The sequence below is a fragment of the Sanguibacter inulinus genome, assembly GCF_013415325.1.
Taxonomy (GTDB): domain Bacteria; phylum Actinomycetota; class Actinomycetes; order Actinomycetales; family Cellulomonadaceae; genus Sanguibacter; species Sanguibacter inulinus.
Genome location: NZ_JACBYE010000039.1, coordinates 25228 through 41847, shown reverse-complemented (window position 1 = coordinate 41847; position 16620 = coordinate 25228). Strand labels below are relative to the sequence as shown.

At 71.5% G+C, this 16620-nt stretch carries 13 protein-coding genes; 7 read left to right on the top strand and 6 right to left on the bottom strand.

Annotated features, from left to right (window positions below; translation table 11 throughout):
* Positions 1-59: 59 nt before the first annotated feature.
* The gene (locus tag HZZ10_RS14160; protein WP_179913988.1) at positions 60-827 is read right to left on the bottom strand and encodes an SDR family NAD(P)-dependent oxidoreductase; all 768 of its coding nucleotides are present in this window, start codon (positions 825-827) and stop codon (positions 60-62) included.
* A gap of 222 nt (positions 828-1049) precedes the next feature.
* Here HZZ10_RS14160 and HZZ10_RS14155 point away from each other — a divergent pair, with 222 nt between their 5' ends.
* From HZZ10_RS14155 to HZZ10_RS14145, 3 genes are read left to right on the top strand one after another with little or no spacing between them, the layout of a single operon-like run.
* The gene (locus HZZ10_RS14155; protein WP_179913987.1) at positions 1050-1433 is read left to right on the top strand and encodes a cold-shock protein; all 384 of its coding nucleotides are present in this window, start codon (positions 1050-1052) and stop codon (positions 1431-1433) included.
* A gap of 6 nt (positions 1434-1439) precedes the next feature.
* A complete protein-coding gene (locus tag HZZ10_RS14150) occupies positions 1440-2609 on the top strand; it encodes a DUF3027 domain-containing protein (RefSeq protein ID WP_306526186.1) in 1170 nt (389 codons plus the stop codon).
* A 20-nt stretch (positions 2610-2629) separates the two neighbouring features.
* Complete coding sequence (locus HZZ10_RS14145) at positions 2630-6013, top strand: sacsin N-terminal ATP-binding-like domain-containing protein (protein ID WP_179913986.1); 3384 nt, start codon at positions 2630-2632, stop codon at positions 6011-6013.
* Between the two features lie 116 nt (positions 6014-6129).
* On the opposite strand, the gene HZZ10_RS14140 is transcribed toward HZZ10_RS14145, so the two are convergent.
* From HZZ10_RS14140 to flgN, 5 genes are read right to left on the bottom strand one after another with little or no spacing between them, the layout of a single operon-like run.
* Entirely contained in the window at positions 6130-7386 is a 1257-nt protein-coding gene (locus tag HZZ10_RS14140; RefSeq protein ID WP_179913985.1) for an EAL and HDOD domain-containing protein, read from the bottom strand.
* Between the two features lie 55 nt (positions 7387-7441).
* Positions 7442-7828, bottom strand: a complete 387-nt coding sequence (locus tag HZZ10_RS14135; RefSeq protein ID WP_056128225.1) for a flagellar assembly protein FliW — start codon at positions 7826-7828, stop codon at positions 7442-7444.
* A complete protein-coding gene (flgL, locus tag HZZ10_RS14130) occupies positions 7825-8736 on the bottom strand; it encodes a flagellar hook-associated protein FlgL (RefSeq protein WP_056128226.1) in 912 nt (303 codons plus the stop codon). The genes HZZ10_RS14135 and flgL overlap by 4 nt, the downstream gene beginning before the upstream one ends.
* Positions 8733-10160 carry a flagellar hook-associated protein FlgK gene (gene flgK, locus HZZ10_RS14125; protein WP_179913984.1) on the bottom strand — a complete coding sequence of 476 codons (1428 nt, stop codon included), beginning with the start codon at positions 10158-10160 and terminating at the stop codon, positions 8733-8735. The genes flgL and flgK overlap by 4 nt, the downstream gene beginning before the upstream one ends.
* Positions 10161-10166: 6 nt before the next feature.
* Positions 10167-10649 (bottom strand): flagellar export chaperone FlgN, encoded by a 483-nt coding sequence (flgN, locus tag HZZ10_RS14120; RefSeq protein WP_056128232.1) that lies wholly within the window; start codon positions 10647-10649, stop codon positions 10167-10169.
* A gap of 401 nt (positions 10650-11050) precedes the next feature.
* Between flgN and HZZ10_RS14115 the strand changes: the two genes are divergently transcribed.
* The 4 genes from HZZ10_RS14115 (at position 11051) to fliD (ending at position 16603) form a co-directional block, all read left to right on the top strand.
* A complete protein-coding gene (locus tag HZZ10_RS14115) occupies positions 11051-11962 on the top strand; it encodes a sigma-70 family RNA polymerase sigma factor (RefSeq protein WP_228087612.1) in 912 nt (303 codons plus the stop codon).
* Between the two features lie 131 nt (positions 11963-12093).
* Positions 12094-13761 carry a glycosyltransferase family 2 protein gene (locus HZZ10_RS14110; RefSeq protein WP_179913983.1) on the top strand — a complete coding sequence of 556 codons (1668 nt, stop codon included), beginning with the start codon at positions 12094-12096 and terminating at the stop codon, positions 13759-13761.
* Between the two features lie 119 nt (positions 13762-13880).
* Complete coding sequence (locus HZZ10_RS14105; RefSeq protein WP_179913982.1) at positions 13881-15053, top strand: flagellin N-terminal helical domain-containing protein; 1173 nt, start codon at positions 13881-13883, stop codon at positions 15051-15053.
* 167 nt (positions 15054-15220) lie between these two features.
* Positions 15221-16603 carry a flagellar filament capping protein FliD gene (fliD, locus tag HZZ10_RS14100; RefSeq protein ID WP_179913981.1) on the top strand — a complete coding sequence of 461 codons (1383 nt, stop codon included), beginning with the start codon at positions 15221-15223 and terminating at the stop codon, positions 16601-16603.
* Positions 16604-16620: the final 17 nt, after the last annotated feature.

Below are 16620 nucleotides of genomic sequence, written 5' to 3'. Positions count from 1 at the left end.
GAATGGGGAGGAGCAGGAGTGGGGCGGGGAGATAGGGAGCAGGACGGTGGAGGCTGTCCTCAGTGGACGGAGAAGCCGCCGTCCACGGCGATCGACTGGCCGGTGACATAGGCCGACGCCGGGCTGGCGAGGAAGACGGCCGCCCCGGCGAAGTCGTCCGGGTGGCCGTTGCGGCCCACGAGGGTCCGCGCGGCGAGCGCTGCGACGGTCGCCGGGTCGGAGCTCAGCCGGCGGTTGAGCGGGGTCGGGACAAATCCGGGGACCAGGACGTTCGCGGTGACGCCGTGGGGTGACCAGGCCTCGGCCTGCGACCGGGCCAGGGCCTCGACGGCCGCCTTGGACACCCCGTAGGCGCCGCTCGTCGCGAAGGCACGGTGCGCCTGCTGCGAGCTGATGTGGATCAGCCGCCCGTGACCACGCTCGGCCATCGCCGGGGCGAGGCGCTGACCGAGGAGGAACGGGGCCTCCAGGTTGACGGCCATCGTCGCGTCCCAGACCGTCTCGTCGAGGTCGACCATCGGCGGTCGCAGGTTGATGCCGGCGGAGCTGACGAGCACGTCGACCGTCCGCGCGGCGTCCGTGGCAGCGTCGGCGAGGGCGTGCGCCCCGGCGCGGGTCGAGAGGTCGGCGACGATGCCGTCTGCCGAGCCGCCCGCGGCCCGCACGGCCGCGACGGTCTCGTCGATCGCGGACGCTGTGCGAGCGGCGACCAGGACGTGCGCACCGGCGCCGGCCAGCGCGAGCGTGATCGCCCGGCCGATCCCGGAGCTGCCGCCCGTGACGAGGGCCGTGCGTCCGTCGAGGCCGAACAGGTGCTGGAGGTACATCGCGTCAGTGTAGGCAAGGCGCAGCCACGGCTGGGGGTGTGAGGGGCGGGCCGGGACGGAGAACGTGACCGGACGCGCGTGCGCGACCGGGTGAAGACCAGGGGGATCTCGTGGCGGTTAGGCAGGAGAGGGGTTGTGCGCGGATAATGATCGGGACTCACCGTCGGGCGCCTGCCCGGTATCCTGTGAGGTCATGTCCCGACGAGCACCTCGAGGTTTCACGTGCCCACCGGCAAGGTCAAGTTCTTCGACACCGAACGCGGTTTCGGCTTCATCGCCAGCGACGACGGCGAGCAGGTCTTCCTGCACGCCTCCGCGCTCCCCGAGGGAGTCACCGCCCTGAAGCCCGGTGCCAAGGTCGAGTTCGGCGTGGCCGACGGCCGCAAGGGCCCGCAGGCGCTCTCGGTGAAGTTCCTCGACCCTGTCCCCTCTGTCGCGAAGGCGCAGCGCAAGCCCGCCCACGACATGGCCGTCATCGTGGAAGACCTCATCACGTTGCTCGACACCGTCGGCAGCTCCCTGCGTCGGGGACGATACCCAGAGAAGTCGACGGCGACGAAGGTCGCCACGGTGCTGCGCGCCGTCGCCGACGACATCGAGGCTTAGGAACACATGCCAGCTGCAACACTGCCCACCCCGGCGAAGCGGCCACGCGCCGCTCGCCCCAAGGTCGACGCGGTGCTCGTCGACGCTGTCGACGTCGCGCTCTCAGCCGCGCGCGAGGCCGCCGAGCACCCTGGCGACGTCGGCGAGCACCTCGCCGCCACGATGGACGCCGACCGCCTGGCGTCCCACACCTTCGCGTGCACGATGCGCGGCTACCGCGGGTGGCACTGGACCGTCACTGTCGCCCGTGCCCCCCGCTCGAAGACCGTCACGGTCTGCGAGGTCGAGCTCCTGCCCGGCGCCGAGGCGATCCTCGCCCCCGAGTGGCTCCCGTGGTCCGAGCGTCTGCGCCCGGGCGACATCGGCCCCGGCGACGTGCTGCCCTTCCGCGCCGACGACCCGCGCCTGGTGCCCGGCTACACGCCGACCGGGGACGAGGAAGAAGACCGCGTCGCGATCGAAGAGCTCGCCCTCGCACGCGCCCGGGTGCTCTCGCCCGAGGGGCGCGACGAGGCCGCGCAGCGCTGGTACGCAGGTTCTCGCGGGCCGACCACGCCGGGCTCGGTCCAGGCCGCGTCGGACTGCGGGTCCTGCGGCTTCTTGGTGCTGCTGCAGGGGTCTCTCGGCCAGGTGTTCGGCGTCTGCGCCAACGAGTGGTCCGAGGACGACGGCCGCGTGGTCTCCCTCGACCACGGCTGCGGTGCGCACTCCGAGACCGACGTCGAGCCGCACCCGACCGACTGGCCGGACGACGCTCCCGTGATCGACGAGATGACCGTGGAGATCGTCGACCTCGGCACGCAGCCTGCGGCTGCAGCCGACGCGAGCGCCACGGAGGCCGCGTCTCAGACTGAGCCGGTTGCGGAGACCGAGTCTCAGGCTGATCCGGCTGCGGAGGCCGCATCTCAGACCAAGCCGGTTGTGGACACCAAGTCTCAGGCTGAGCCAGCCGACGACCACGACGGCGGCACGGGCCAGGCCGAGATGACGCTCGACGACTCGGTCCAGGAGACGACCCCGGTCGAGACAACCCCGGTCGAGACGGCTGCGGCCGGGTCGACCGACCGTGGCACGTCAGAGGACGACACGTCCGAGGGCGACTCGACTGTGACCGGTCCGACCGGCACCGACGAGGGCCAGGACAGCACGAGCCAGGGGTCGGTCGCCGACGCGTGAACCCGCGTGAGGACCACGCCGTGAGCAGCGATCCCTTCGGTACGGCTGCTCTGCGGTCGGCGGTCCTCGACGCGTGGGCCCGCAACCCCACGCGGCTGCGTGAAGACGCGAACACCGAAGAAGACCACGCGACGGGCTACTACCGAGACCGGGTGGTCGTCGAGCTCGCGCAGAACGCTGCCGACGCAGCGGTCCGGGCCGGTGCTCCCGGGACGCTCCTGCTACGTCTCGTCGAGCACGCGGGCGGCGCGACGCTCGTGGCCGCCAACACCGGCGAGGCGCTCGACGGGCCCGGTGTCGTCTCCCTCGCCTCGATGCGCGCCTCGTCCAAGTCGGGCAGCGGGTCGACGACAGTCGGGCGCTTCGGTGTCGGCTTCGCCGCTGTGCGCGCGGTCGCCGACGACATCGTCGTGCGGGCGGCATCCGGAGGCGTGCGCTTCTCCGTCGCGCAGACGCGTGACGCGCTCGCGGCTGTGGCCACGGGGCCGGACGGTGCTGGCGACCTCGCGGATTCCGTCGCTGCACGCGGCGGGTCTCTGCCGGCGCTGCGGCTGCCCTTCGCCACCGGAGCGAGATCGCCTGTCCTCGCGGAGGGCGACGACCCCCTCGGGCAGCTACCGTCCGCTGGTGCTGGTGCTGGTGCTGGTGCTGGTGCTGGTGCTGGTGCTGGTGCTGGTGCTGGTGCTGGTGACGCGCGGGACGCCTACGCGACGGTCGTCGAGCTCACCCTGCGCGACGAGACGGCCGTCGACGAGGTGCGCCGCCAGCTGGCCCAGGTCGACGACACCCTGCTGCTCGCGCTGCCCGGGCTGGCGACCGTCGAGATCCAGCACGTGCGCCGTGCCGGGGCTGCCACGGACGAGGGCGTAGCCGACAGGGTGCTCACGGACGTCAGGACGCGGTGGTGGGTGGCCGAGGAGTCTGGGGCGGTCCCCGCGCACCTCGTCGTCGACCGTCCTGTCGAAGAGCGTGACCGTTCCACGTGGACCATCGTCTGGGCCCTCCCGCGCGAGACTGGCGGGACTGCGCCTGCCGAGGACAGTGCGTCCGAGCCTCTCGCTGGTCGACCAGGCCTCGGCGGGCCTCGCGCCACCGGCGTGGTGAGGGCCCCGACGCCTACCGAGGAGCCGCTCACGGTCCCCGCGGTGCTCGTCGCGACCTTCCCGCTCGACCCGTCACGTCGGCACGTGGCCGACGGGGCGCTCGCGACTTTTGTCGCCGAGCAGACAGGGCCCGTCCTGGCCGACCTCGCCGGCCAGGTCGACGACCCGCTCTCCCTCGTGCCGACGGGCCTGCCGGCAGGTCGGCTGGACGCCCTCGTCCGTGAGTCGGTGACGGCCGCGCTGCGGGAGGCTCCGCTGTTCGGGGGCCGCCGGGCACGCGACGTGGTCGCCCTCGGGCCTGGGGCGAGCACTGCGCTGCTCGAGGCCTTGGCACCGACGGGCCTCGGGGCCGTCGACGTGGTACCTGGGCGGCGCGCGGCGGCTCGCGCCCTCGACATGCCGGTCCTCTCGGTGGTCGACGTGGTCGACGCGCTGCCCTCAGGCCTCACCCCCGCTCAGTGGCGCACGCTCTACGACGCGCTCGCGTCGTCGGCCGACACGGACCGAGCCGTGCGCGAGGCCCTCGACGGGATCTTCGTGCCGCTGGCCGACGGCACGACGGCCCGCGGACCTCGCGGGCTGGTGCTGCCGGGTGCGGACGAGGTCGACGGTCTGCTGACCCTCCCAGGTCTCAGGCTCGTGCACCCCGATGCGGTCCACCCCCTGCTGCGCAGGCTCGGCGCCGCCGACGCGGACGACCCGTCGGTCCTGAGCCTCGCTGCGGTCGAGGCAGCCGTGCGCGACGCCTCCGAGCTGCTGCTCGACCTCGACGTCGACGCGCCGGACGATGCTCGAGACCGCAGCCGCTCGGACCTCTCGGGCGACGACCTCGGTCCGCTCCCGGGCCTGCTCGCTCTGCTCGCCGGGGTCACGGCTGCGCACGGCGTCGAGCCTGCCGACGTCCCCGCGTGGTGGGGCGACCTGCCGCTGCCTGGGGCCGGCGGTGTGTGGAGCGCGGCGCGCGACCTGGCCTGGCCCGGTTCGTGGGCGGCGTCGCACCTGGACCTCGACGTGGTCGACACGAAGGCGCTCGACCGACAGGCAGCCCTCGTGTGCGGGGTGCGCTCCACGCTCACGGTCCGCACTGTCGAGCTCGACACCGGCGACGCAGACGACGGTCTCGAGCCCGGCGGCTCGGGTGCCCCCGACGTGCCTGGCTGGGCCGACTACGACGCGTACCTCTGCGCAGTGCTCGGGGCAGGGACGCACCTCGACGAGGTCCCCGTGCTCCTCGACCTCGACGTGGTCCACGACGACGCGTGGGGAGAGGTCCTCAGGCTCGCCCGGCAAGACCCCGAGGTGCGCCGCGCAGTCGTCACCCGGTTGGGTGGCTCCGGAGGGTCCGGGCCGTCGGCGCTGTCCTACGCGGCCTGGTGCCTGCGAGACGTGCTCGATGCACCCTTCGTCGTGCCGGACGAGGACGGTGCGAGCGACCCCGACCTCCTGGCGCTGCTCCCTGGCGTGCCAGCCGACCTGGACGGCCTGAGGGGACCCGGACACCAGCGCAGCGCGGACGGTCGCGGCAGTCTCGACGGTCCTGACGGTCCTGGCGGTCCTGGCGGTCCCGGCGGTCCCGGCGGTCTCGATGCTCTCGACGGCAGCGATGCCGCGCTGCTCGCGGCGCTCGGTGGCGTCGTGTCCGTCGGAGACCTGGCGCAGCTGCTCTCGCACCCTGACCCGGTGACGTGGGACGGACTCTTCGCCGCGCTCGACCGGCCGGAGGTCGCGGACGGGGTCTCGGTCGCCCTGCCGGTCGCACGTGCCGTGTGGGCGGGGCTCGGCGCTGCTGCGGCTGCTGGCCTCGAGCTCGACGACCTCCCGGACGTCGTCGTCGCCGTGCGCGGCGGGGTGTGCCGCACGGTCGACGCGCAGGAGGTCCTCGTCGCGGTCGGACCGATGTGGTCGCAGGTGCGCTGGGTCGTCCCGGCCCGGGACGTCGAGACCGCCGAGGCCGTCGCCGACCTGCTGGACGTCCCCGTGGCTGACGCGACGACAGCGTCGGTCCAGGCCTCCGACGACCCTGCAGAGCGCGTGGTCCCGGCTCCGCTGCTCGCGCTGCTCCCTGGTCTGCCGGGTGGGTGGCTCGAGCACGCAGACCTGGTGGTCGAGGGCCAGGACGTCGACTGGTGGGTGACTGCCGACGGGACCGTGCACGTGCGCACCGGGACGTCGCTCGCCACGACCGCGCAGGGACTGGCCCAGTCGGCCGGTCGCTGGACGGACCGGCACCTCGTGGAGATCCTGCTCGCCGACCCGTCGCGCGCTCGAGACGTCGACCTCGCCCGCTCCTGGGAGCCCTGAGCCCGGCCGGGCACGGCCCGGTATGCGAGACGGCGGCCGACCCGTGGGTCGGCCGCCGTCGGGCGTGCTGGTCCGTCGGCGCCTGAAGGGGCGCATCGCGGGTGGTGCGTCTGGCCTCAGGTGAGGTTGAGGTGGCGGACGGTCTCGAGGGCCCAGGGGAGGGCGACCAGGTACGCGTGCGCGACCTGCTCGGGCCGCCAGGCGGTGGCCTCGACGGCTGCGGTGTCGCCGTGCTCGTGGGCGACGACGGCGGCGAGCGTCGAGCCGAGGTGACCCTCGTAGGAGTCGAGGGCGCGGGCGACCTCGTCCGAGACGAGCGACTTCTCGACGAGCACCGAGACCGGGATCCCGGTCTCCTCGGCGAAGGCCGACAGCAGACCGACGGTGTAGCCGGTGTCGTCGCCCGAGAGCTCACGGCACGCAGCGGCGCGGGCGAGCAGGAACCAGAGCGCGTCCATCTGCTGGATCCGCGAGCTGATGAGCGAGGCCATGACCAGCGTCGTCAGCCGCGACGGGCCGAGCATGATGATCGCCCTGTGCAGCGAGTCCACGCGCTGGGGCAGGCCCATCGCGACGGAGTTGACCAGGTGCAGCACCCGGACTGTCATCTCGGGGTCGCTCGAGAGGACCTCGGCGATGCGCGTGGTGTCGACGTCGGGTGCCGAGAGCAGCCTGACGACCTCGAGGCACTGGATCTCACCGGGGTCGAGGCTGCGCACGACGGTGGGCTTCTCGTGGTGGTAGATCGAGCCCATGAGGTAGTCGACGCCGAGGCCCCAGGCCTTCGCCGGGCCGAGGGTGCCCTGGACGTTCTCGGCGATCACCGTGACGCCGGCGTTGTGCGCGACGGTCACGAGCTCGGCGTGGGGGAGCGTGGTGTCGGAGACGTCGACCATCACGTGCGTGACGAAGGGCAGCAGGGCGCGCTGGCCCGGCTCGTCCGCGAACTTGACGAGGATCGTCGGGGTGCCCCGCTCGGAGAGCGCGATGATCTGCTCCGCGCCGTCAGCGCGTCGGGTCGCCGAGGGGTGCACGAGCAGCCCGACCCCGCCGTGGCTCGGTGGGACGGACTCCTGGCCGGCGAGCATCGCGGGGGTCGACCAGATGAACGCGGGCCTGTCGGCCACGTACTTCTCGAGGTCGACGGTCCTGTACACGTGGTGCAGCGTCGCGGCGGCCGCAGCGTCGGCGACGTCACCGTCGAGGGCGCTGAGCACGGGGAGCGCGTAGGCGAGGACCTGGCGCTGGCGGTCGACGATCGCCAGACGGCCGAAGGTCGGCGTCACGTCGGAGAGGCCTTCCCCGGGGAACGCCGGGACGGCGAACTTCACGGGTGCGGCCTCAGCCGCCGGTGACGGGCTGGGGTGGTCCATCGGACTCCTCTGTCTGTGCTGCGAGGGGACGCTCGGGGAAAGACGGGTGTCGCGGTCAGGCGGCGACTAGGGGAGCCCGGACGGGCCAGGACGCACCCTCGAGGATCACCTGCAGGGCGTCGCCCGTCTCGGTGTTGACGACGAGCGGGGCGAGCAGGTTGGCCGTCGCGGGGGTGTCCGGCTGGCTCGGGGTGACGATGACGAGCACGGCGCGGCGGTCGTCGTCGGCGCCGTCGAGGGAGAGCGCAGACAGCACCTCGGAGCCGAAGGTCGGCTCGTACTCCGAGAAGTACGGGCCGGGCTGGATCGCGAAGAGCCGCGTCGAGTCCTGGGCGCCGCGCAGGCTGAACAGCAGCCCGGCGTCGTCGAGGGACGTGAGGTCGAAGTCCGTGGCCGGCGACAGGCCCGGGAGGGACTCGAGGAAGTGGATGCTGGAGATCACTTGAGGTAGTCCAGGAGGCTCGGCTGGAGCACGCGGGCTGTGGCGCCGAGGGCCGCCTGGTAGGCGACCTCCTGCATCTGCAGCTCGATGAGGGTGGCGGGGAGGTCGATGTCCTCGACGGCCGAGAGGTCGCCCTTGAGCGACATGGCCTTGTGGCCCAGCAGCTCCTTGGCGCTCTCGAGCTGGTTCGTCCTGGCGCCCACCCCGGTGATCTCGCTGAGCATCTTGTCCCTGCGTGCGTCGATCTTCGTGATGTCGGACTGGACGTCCTCGCCGGCGCGCAGCTTGGCAGCGATGTCGGTGAGGAGTGCGTACACCGACGCGTCAGGGGCGTCGGGGTCGTTGCTGGTGCCGAACACTGCTGCTCCGTCCGCGTCCACGCGGACCGTCGTGCCAGCACCGGTCCGGCGCTCGACGATCCCGGGGGACCCGTTGTAGGTGTAGTCGCCGGTGACTGTGTCCTGAGTGTAGGCCGGTCCGTCGGAGGTCCCGGCGAACACCGAGCGTCCGAGGTACGTGGTGTTGGCCTGGGCGGCGAGAGACCCGCGGAGCCCTTCGATCTCGACAGCGAGCGCCTCGCGGGCCTCCGCGTTGGTCGCACCCGAGTTCGCGCCTCGGACGACGAGGTCGCGGGCGCGGTTGAGGTAGGAGAGCGAGGTGTTGATCGCCGTGTCGATCGAGGTCAGCCAGCTGACGCCGTCCTGGACGTTGCGCGAGTACTGCGCAGCCGCCTGCTGCTCCTTGCGGAGCGCCATCGCGTCGGCAGCCTTGGCGGGGTCGTCGGAGGCCTTGGTGACCATCTTGCCGCTCGAGGCGCGCTGCTGGAGCTGGGCGAGCTGGCTCTGGGTGGCCTGGAGGTTGGTGAGCGCAGCACGCTGCGTGGACTGGTGGGTGACTCGGGTGATCATCGTCCGACGACTCCTGTCCGGTTGATGAGCTGGTCGAGCATCTCGTCGACAGCTGTCATGACACGGGCTGCGCCCTGGTAGGCGCGCTGGAAGGACAGCATGTTGACGCTCTCCTCGTCCTGGTCCACGCTCGTCTGCGCGAGCTGGAGGCCTTCTGCGGTGACCCGGGCGGCCTCGGCGACAGTCGCGCTCTGCAGCGCGGACTTGGCCTTGACCCCTGTCGAGACGACGAAGGTCGACCAGACGCTGTCCGGGCCGTCCTTCGAGGCGCCGAGCTGGCCGATCGCATCGGCGACGGAGGTGTCGTTGGCGCCGTTGGCGGGGTTGCGCACGGCGATCTTGTCCGGTGACGTGATCGCGACGCGCAGGCCGAGGGCGGCGGGGGAGCCGTCGGTCGGCAGCGAGTAGAAGTCGACGCCTGTGGTGCCGGCGCGGTCGGCGCCCGCGGAGTGGAGCGCGTTGACCGAGGTCGCGAGCTTCGTGGCGAGGGCGTTGTACGACTCTGCGGACTCGGCGAGGAGGCCACCGGCACCGCCGTCGGCCGGGGCGAGCACGCTCAGCACGCCGGCGAGCTCGCCGCCCTCGAGCGGGGCGGGGGTGCCGGCCGGGACGCGGTCCCACTCGACGCGGACCTGGTTGCCGGCGGCGCCGACCATCTCCTGGCTGCCCACGAGCTTGATCTTGTTGGCCGTGCTGCCGGTGACGAGCGGGTTCCCGCCGATGTTGACGTCTGCGGTGCCGTTGGGCTGGAGGCGGACCGTCGCACCGGCGAGCGAGGCGAGCGCCGTGGTGAGCACGTTGCGCTGGTCGATCAGCTCGTTGGCGTTGCCGCCCGAGACGGTGATCTGCTGGATCTGGTCGTTGAGGAGGGCGACCGACGAGGCTGCGGAGTTCACGTCGGAGACGAGCGACTGCGCCTTGGTGCGGGTCTGGTCCCACTGCGTGACGACGGCCGAGTACCCCGTCGCGATCGACCGCTGGACGGCCGAGGAGTTCTCGAGGAGCACAGCACCGACGGCGTCGCTCGTGGGGGAGTTGACGACGTCGCTCCAGCTGGCCCACAGCTTGTCGAGGTCGGCCGAGATGCCGTTGGCGCCAGGCTCGGCGATCGTCGACTCGAGCCGCTTGTAGGCGTCGGTCCGGGCCGCGAGGTACTCGGCAGACGACGACGTGGTGCGCACACGGGCGTCCATGAAGATGTCGCCGAGGCGGGCGACGGTGACGCCCTGGACGCCGTTGCCGATCCCGTTGCCCTGGGAGAACATCGTCGCGCCCTGGCCGGCGCTGACCGACTGCATCTCGAGCCGCTGGCGCGTGTAGCCGGGGGTGTTGATGTTGGCGAGGTTCTGGCCGCTGACCTCGATGGCCTGACGCTGCGCGATGAGCGAGGACAGGGCTGTGGACAGTCCGGAGAAGGTGCTCATGGTTCCTCAGAATTCCTGGTCGAGCATGCGGGCTGTGGACTCACCGTGCGCGGTCGATCCGGTCGCGTCGTAGGTGTGCGAGTCCTGCGTGAGGTTCGCGAGAGCCTCCTGCGTCGCCCTGTGGGAGGCTGAGAGCAGCTCTCGGTTCCCGGCGGCGAGGGACTCGATCTGGTGCGTGATGTCGAGGAAGGCCTGACGGTGCGTGCGCAGCAGGTCGTCCCACGGCGGGGGGACGGCCTCGGCCAGCTCGTGCAGGCTGCGGCCGGGCTCGAGCCCGTGCAGACGTGCGACGGCGTCGGACTCGACCGACCGGCCGAGCTCGACCTCGCGGATCTGCTCGAGGACGTTCTCGACCTCGCGGGTGGCGTGGCCGAGCCAGCGGGTCTTGCCGCTGGTGAGCAGCAGCTGCTCTTCCTCGAGCTTGAACAGGAGCAGCTCGAGGAGCTGGCGCTCGCGCCACAGGACGCTGCTCAGCGCTTGCAGACTCATCGCGCTCGTACTCCTTCGTCGATCCGATGAACGGTGGGTGTCTCCGGCCGGTGGCGGGCGCCCGATCGGCGGCCGAGACCGTGGGTGTGGTCCGGCTCTGGAGGTCACATCGGACGCTCGCACCGCACCATGAGGTTTTCGTCGTGAGCAGCAGGGTGAGTCATTTCACCCTCCGGCATCCTCTCAGCCTAGGGGTACCCATGGGCTCCTGGCGAGGATGAGACTGTGTCTGTGCAGGTCAGAGGCCGATCCACGACCCGGCCGAGCCCGCAAGGTGGGGCGGTGGGGACCCCCATGGGTAGTTCTCCCCATTGCTGTTGTGGAGGTCACGTGGTTGTTACTGGGTGAAAACGTTTGTCAAAGCCTTGAAGAAACCTGAGTGCGCACCGCATGGTTGTGCCATGCCGCACCCCATGGACGCCGACCAGGCACGTCTGGTCACCGAGAATCTCCCGCTGGTCGGGTACCACGTGAGCGAGATGCTCATGCGTGTCCCCAGCCATGTGTCGCGAGACGACCTGGCGTCCGCCGGAGCGCTCGCTCTGGTCCAGGCCGCCCGAGCCTACGACGCGACGACCGGGGTGCCCTTCAACAGGTACGCCGCGATCCGCATCAAGGGCGCGATGGTCGACGAGCTCCGCTCGATGGACTGGGTCAGCCGCGGCGCCCGCCAGCGCGCCCGCAAGCTCACCACCGTCGCCGACGAGCTCACCGCAGACCTCGGCCGCGCGCCGACCCGCGACGAGATCGCCCTCGCCCTCGGTGTCGACGTCTCCGAGGTGGACACCGCCCGCGAGGCGGCCGCCACCCGCGTCCTCAGCCTCGAGGGCTACGACGGCGCACTCGCCGAGGTCCTCCCCGCCCGTGAGGTCGGACCCGAGGAGTCGGTCATCCTCGACGAGCGCCTCACCTACCTCCACGCCGCTGTCGCCACGCTCCCCGAGCGTCTGCGCACTGTCGTCGAGCAGGTGTTCTTCCACGACCGCACGGTCACGGACATCGCCAAGGACATGGGCGTCACCCAGTCCCGTGTCAGCCAGCTCCGCGCCGAGGCCATGGTGCTGCTGCGCGACGGGCTCAACACGCACCTCGACCCCGCGCAGGTCCCCGCCGCCGCTGCCCCCGACGGTGTCGCACAGCGTCGCCGCGAGAGCTATTTCGCGGCGATCGCCGAGCGCGCCAGCCTGCACGCCTCGACCGCCGTCGCGGCCGGCGTCAGCGCTGTCGGCACCGCCACGGGCGAGACGCCCCGCGTGCCCCAGGGAGCGGCCGGGTTCCCGGCCCCGCACCTCCCGCTCGTCGCCGTCGGCTGACCGGCTCGCCCGAGCAGCAGGCGCAGGGCTCCGTCAGGGACAGAGTCTCGGCAGGCACAGGACCCCGGGTCGTGCTCATGCCTGCGGGGTCGGTGCCGATGGGATGGCACACGACCATCTCGGGAGCACCCATGCCGCACGACGACACCCAGACCGCTCCAGCGCAGCCGCCGCTCCGGTCCACCTCCGGGGCGGCGCGCACCCCAGCCGCGCCGGCGTCCCCCTCGCCCGCTCGCCACGACAGCACGACGGGCCACCCGGGGAGCCGGATCTCCGCAGTCTTCATCGTCAAGGACGAAGAAGACGTGCTCGAGGCCTCCCTCGCCGCCCTCGGCTGGGTCGACGAGATCGTCGTCTACGACACGGGCTCGACAGACCGCACGCGTGAGATCGCCTCGGCATGGGCGAGCACCGTCGTCGAGGGGTACTGGGACGACGACTTCGGGGCGGCCCGGAACAGGGCGGTCGAGCACGCCACAGGCGACTGGGTCCTCACCGTCGACGCCGACGAGGTGTTCTCGGGCGACCCCGCGACAGTGCGCGCGGCCCTCGACCCCACCGTCGGCTGCCACCTCGTGCTCGTCGACAACGTCGCGGGCGGCGGCGTCGGAGAGGCGACAGTCACCAAGAGCATGGCGTCGGTGCGGCTCTACCTCCGCGGTGCCTTCACGTGGTCGGGCAGGCTGCACGAGCAGATGGTCGCCGCGCGCCCCGGCGCCGACCTGCGCGCGGCGACCCCCGTCCCGACGGCGCGGCTCGCGCACAGCGGCTACCTCACCGAGCGGATGGCCGACCGCAGCAAGGCCCGCCGGAACCTCGACCTCGCCCGGCTCGACGTCGCCGCGGCGCGCCGGGACGGTCTCCCGGCACCGCAGGTCGCGGTCCTCGAGGCCAACCTCTCCAGGTCTCTCGGCCTGCACGGTGACACCGCCGAAGGTCTCGAGCTCGGACGGCGCGTGCTCGGCAGCGGGCTGCTGGCCCGCGACGCGGCGGTCGCCCTCGTCCCCGCACTCGTCGAGCTGGCCCTCGCCCTCGGCCAAGACGAGGTGGTCGACGAGCTGCTCGACGCGTGGCTCGCCCTCGACACGCTCCCCGCCCGTCCGCTCGCCCGCAAGGCCTACGTGCTGGCACTCCGCCAGGACGCCGCGCGCACCCTCGAGACGCTCGACCTCATCCCCGCCCACGCCGTCGACGACCAGCAGGTCCCGTTCCGCAAGACCGAGCTCGCCCCCGTCGAGGTGTGGGCGCTGCTGTCCGCCGGCCGCGCCGCCGACGCGGCCGAGGTCGCCGTCCGGGCTGCGGCTGCTGGACTCCCGTCGGTCGCACCTGCCCGGCTGGTCGGGGTGTTCCGGGACGCCGACCGTCCGCTCGCCGACCTGCTCGCCGTGGTCGACGGCCCGCTCTGGGGTGACCTGGCGCTCCAGACCGTCTCCGACGGGAGCCGCCCGGCGCGCCTCTTCCTCGAGGCGATGGACGCTGCGCGACCCGGGGACGTCTCCGTCCTGCTGTGCGGTGCGGCGCTCGCGCCGGCGCTGAGCATCGAAGAGGCCGTCGCCTGGTCGGTCCGGCTGCGCACGCACGGGCTCGCCGAGCGCTGCCCGCTCGTCGCCCTGAGCCGGGACGAGGCGCAGGACCCCCGCCAGCGGGCTGTCGCCGCGGCGATCGCCGTCGACGTGTACTCCGACGAGCGCGCCGTACCCGGTCTCGAGGCGGCCCTCGCCGACGTCTCCCCGGAGCACGAGGCGGAGCTCGCCTCGCACCTCGAGATCGTCGCCCCGGGCCTCGTCTCGCTCGCCTGAGAGACCCGAGAAAAACTTCTCGAGAAAATCCTCATGCCCCCCTGGGGGGTACCGATAGGACGGGTGGCAGCCCACGGATGGGCGCCGCATCTCGGCCCCACTCACGGAAGAAGAACATCATGGGTCTCTCGATCAACCAGAACATCGCGGCAGTCAACTCCTACCGCAACCTCTCGAACACGCAGAACGACCTGAGCAAGTCGCTGGAGAAGCTCTCCTCCGGCTTCCGCATCAACCGCGCTGCTGACGACGCTGCCGGTCTGGCGATCTCCGAGGGCCTGCGCTCGCAGGTCGGTGGCCTCAAGGTCGCTGCTCGTAACGCTCAGGACGGCATCTCCGTCGTGCAGACCGCTGAAGGTGCACTCACCGAGACGCACGCCATCCTCCAGCGTGTCCGTGACCTCGCCGTCCAGGCTGGTAACGACTCCAACAACGCCGAGGCTCGCAAGAACATCGACACCGAGGCCACCCAGCTCGTGTCGGAGCTCGACCGCATCTCGAAGTCCACCAACTTCAACGGCACGAACCTCCTCGACGGCACCGCCGGTGGCGGCTCGGGCAAGCTCCAGTTCCAGGTCGGTGCTGACGGCGACGCCAACAGCCAGATCACGGTGGACCTGTCGGGCGCCAACATCAAGGCGATCGCCTCGGACCTCAGCACCGGATCGCTCGCCGTCGGCGGCACCGAGTTCACGGTCTCGACCGCTGCGCTCACCGCCTCCGCGTACACCTTCTCGGTGGACAACGGCTCGGGCGTCACCTCGGACATCGCGGTCACCCTCGCGACTGCTCCGACCTCGGTCCAGGGTCTCGCCGACGCGCTCTCCGCTGACGCGAACTTCAACGCGAACTTCAGCGTCGACGTGATCAAGGACGCGAACGGTGCTGCGACCGGCATCTCGGTCAAGGCGCTCAACGGCGGCGACGTCGACGTGACCGCCCCGGGTGCTGGCCTCGCCGCCGGCAACCAGGTCGCCAACACGCAGCAGGGTCTGGACTTCTCGTCCGCCGCCGCTGCTCAGGCGTCCATCACGAAGATCGACGAGAAGATCTCGTCCGTCTCGACGGCTCGCGCCAACCTCGGTGCACTGCAGAACCGCTTCGAGCACACGGTCAAGAACATCAACGTCTCCGTCGAGAACCTCTCCGCCTCGGAGAGCCGCATCCGCGACACCGACATGGCGTCCGAGATGGTCAGCTTCACCCGTGCCCAGATCCTCTCGCAGGCTGGCACGTCGATGCTCGCGCAGGCCAACCAGATCCCCCAGGGCGTCCTCTCGCTCCTGCGTTGATCCGGTCTGACTGACCGAGCACCACCGCACGACAGCAGCACAGCACCACCGCAGTACCGCAGATCCGACGGCGGTGAGGGACACCGTCCCTCACCGCCGTCGGTCTGTGACGAACCCGCGCGCCGCCTGGCGGGCACCGCACCGCCACACCGAACGAGGAGCGTCGAATGGTCAGCCTGGGTATCGACGGAATGATCAGCGGTCTCAAGACGAGCGACCTCATCAACCAGCTGATGCAGGTCGAGGCGATGCCTCAGACCATGCTCAAGCAGAAGGTCTCGACCACGCAGACCTTCATCACCGCGCTGCAGGGCCTCAACACCCGCGTCGCGTCGCTGACCGACGTCGCCAAGACCGCCGCGAAGCCCGCGTCCTGGCAGGCCACGTCGGCCGTCTCGACAGCGCCGAGCGTCAAGGTCACCACGAGCGCCGGCTCGCAGCCCTCGACCCTGAGCTTCACGGTCGACCGCCTGGCCAAGGCCCAGACCTCGGTGAGCGGCAACGTCACCGACCTCGACTCCTACTTCCCCGGCGGCGTCCCCGACTCCTTGACGATCGTCTCCGGTCCCGCCGACAAGCCGACCCTGGTCGCCGTCGACCTCGCCGGCGTGACAGACCTGGCCGGGCTGGCCACCAAGCTCAACACCGCAGGGACCGGCATCACGGCGAGCGTCGTCAAGGTCTCCCCGACCGAGTCGCGCCTGCAGATCACCGGCAAGGCGACCGGAGACGACGCAGCCTTCGACATCCACCGCGGGACCGTCACCAAGGACGACCTCGCAGCCGGTGCCTCGGACCTCGTCGTCTCGAGGTCGGCAGCCCTGGTGGCCTCGGCCGACGCGGCCATCAGCCTCTGGGACGGGCAGACCGTCACCTCGGCGAGCAACACCTTCAGCGACGTGCTGACCGGCGTGAGCTTCACGGTCTCTGCCCTCGAGACCGCACCCGTCACCGTGACCACCACGCGCAACGACGCGGCCCTCACCAAGCTCGCCTCCGACCTCGTCGGCTCGATGGGCGTCGTGCTCTCCGAGATCACCTCGCGGACCGCGACCACGACGACGACCTCGGCCGACGGCCGGACGGTCATCGCCGGAGGTGTGCTCTCGGGCGACAGCGCGACCCGCGGGATCCAGCAGTCCCTCACCTCGGCCCTCGCCTACCCCGTGGACGGCATCTCGCCCTCGGAGGTCGGGATCGTCCTCGGCAAGGACGGTGCCTTCACCTTCGAGCCCGAGAAGTTCGCGGCAGCGCTCGCCAGCGACCCGGCCAAGGTCCAGAAGGTCGTCTCCGGGCTCGCCGAGCGGGTGGCCGAGACGGCGACCAAGATCTCGAGCCCTATCGACGGCAGCCTCACGCAGAAGATCAAGAGCCAGGAGTCGTTCACCAAGAACCTCACCGAGCAGGTGAGCGACTGGGACCGTCGTCTGGCCACCCGCAGGTCCGGGCTCGAGCGGACCTACGCCTCGCTCGAGGTGACGCTCAGCGGTCTCCAGTCGCAGTCGAGCTGGCTCGCCGGCCAGGTCTCGTCGCTGCCCACCTGGAACTGACCCCCCCAGCCGGCTCT

Excerpts from the sequence above, each read along its gene's own strand:
- fliD (WP_179913981.1), top strand. The coding sequence starts at position 15,221 with ATGGTCAGCCTGGGTATCGACGGAATGATCAGCGGTCTCAAGACGAGC.
- flgN (WP_056128232.1), bottom strand. The coding sequence starts at position 10,649 with ATGAGTCTGCAAGCGCTGAGCAGCGTCCTGTGGCGCGAGCGCCAGCTC.
- HZZ10_RS14115 (WP_228087612.1), top strand. The coding sequence starts at position 11,051 with ATGCCGCACCCCATGGACGCCGACCAGGCACGTCTGGTCACCGAGAAT.
- HZZ10_RS14150 (WP_306526186.1), top strand. The coding sequence starts at position 1,440 with ATGCCAGCTGCAACACTGCCCACCCCGGCGAAGCGGCCACGCGCCGCT.
- HZZ10_RS14140 (WP_179913985.1), bottom strand. The coding sequence starts at position 7,386 with ATGGACCACCCCAGCCCGTCACCGGCGGCTGAGGCCGCACCCGTGAAG.
- flgL (WP_056128226.1), bottom strand. The coding sequence starts at position 8,736 with ATGATCACCCGAGTCACCCACCAGTCCACGCAGCGTGCTGCGCTCACC.
- flgK (WP_179913984.1), bottom strand. The coding sequence starts at position 10,160 with ATGAGCACCTTCTCCGGACTGTCCACAGCCCTGTCCTCGCTCATCGCG.
- HZZ10_RS14160 (WP_179913988.1), bottom strand. The coding sequence starts at position 827 with ATGTACCTCCAGCACCTGTTCGGCCTCGACGGACGCACGGCCCTCGTC.
- HZZ10_RS14105 (WP_179913982.1), top strand. The coding sequence starts at position 13,881 with ATGGGTCTCTCGATCAACCAGAACATCGCGGCAGTCAACTCCTACCGC.
- HZZ10_RS14110 (WP_179913983.1), top strand. The coding sequence starts at position 12,094 with ATGCCGCACGACGACACCCAGACCGCTCCAGCGCAGCCGCCGCTCCGG.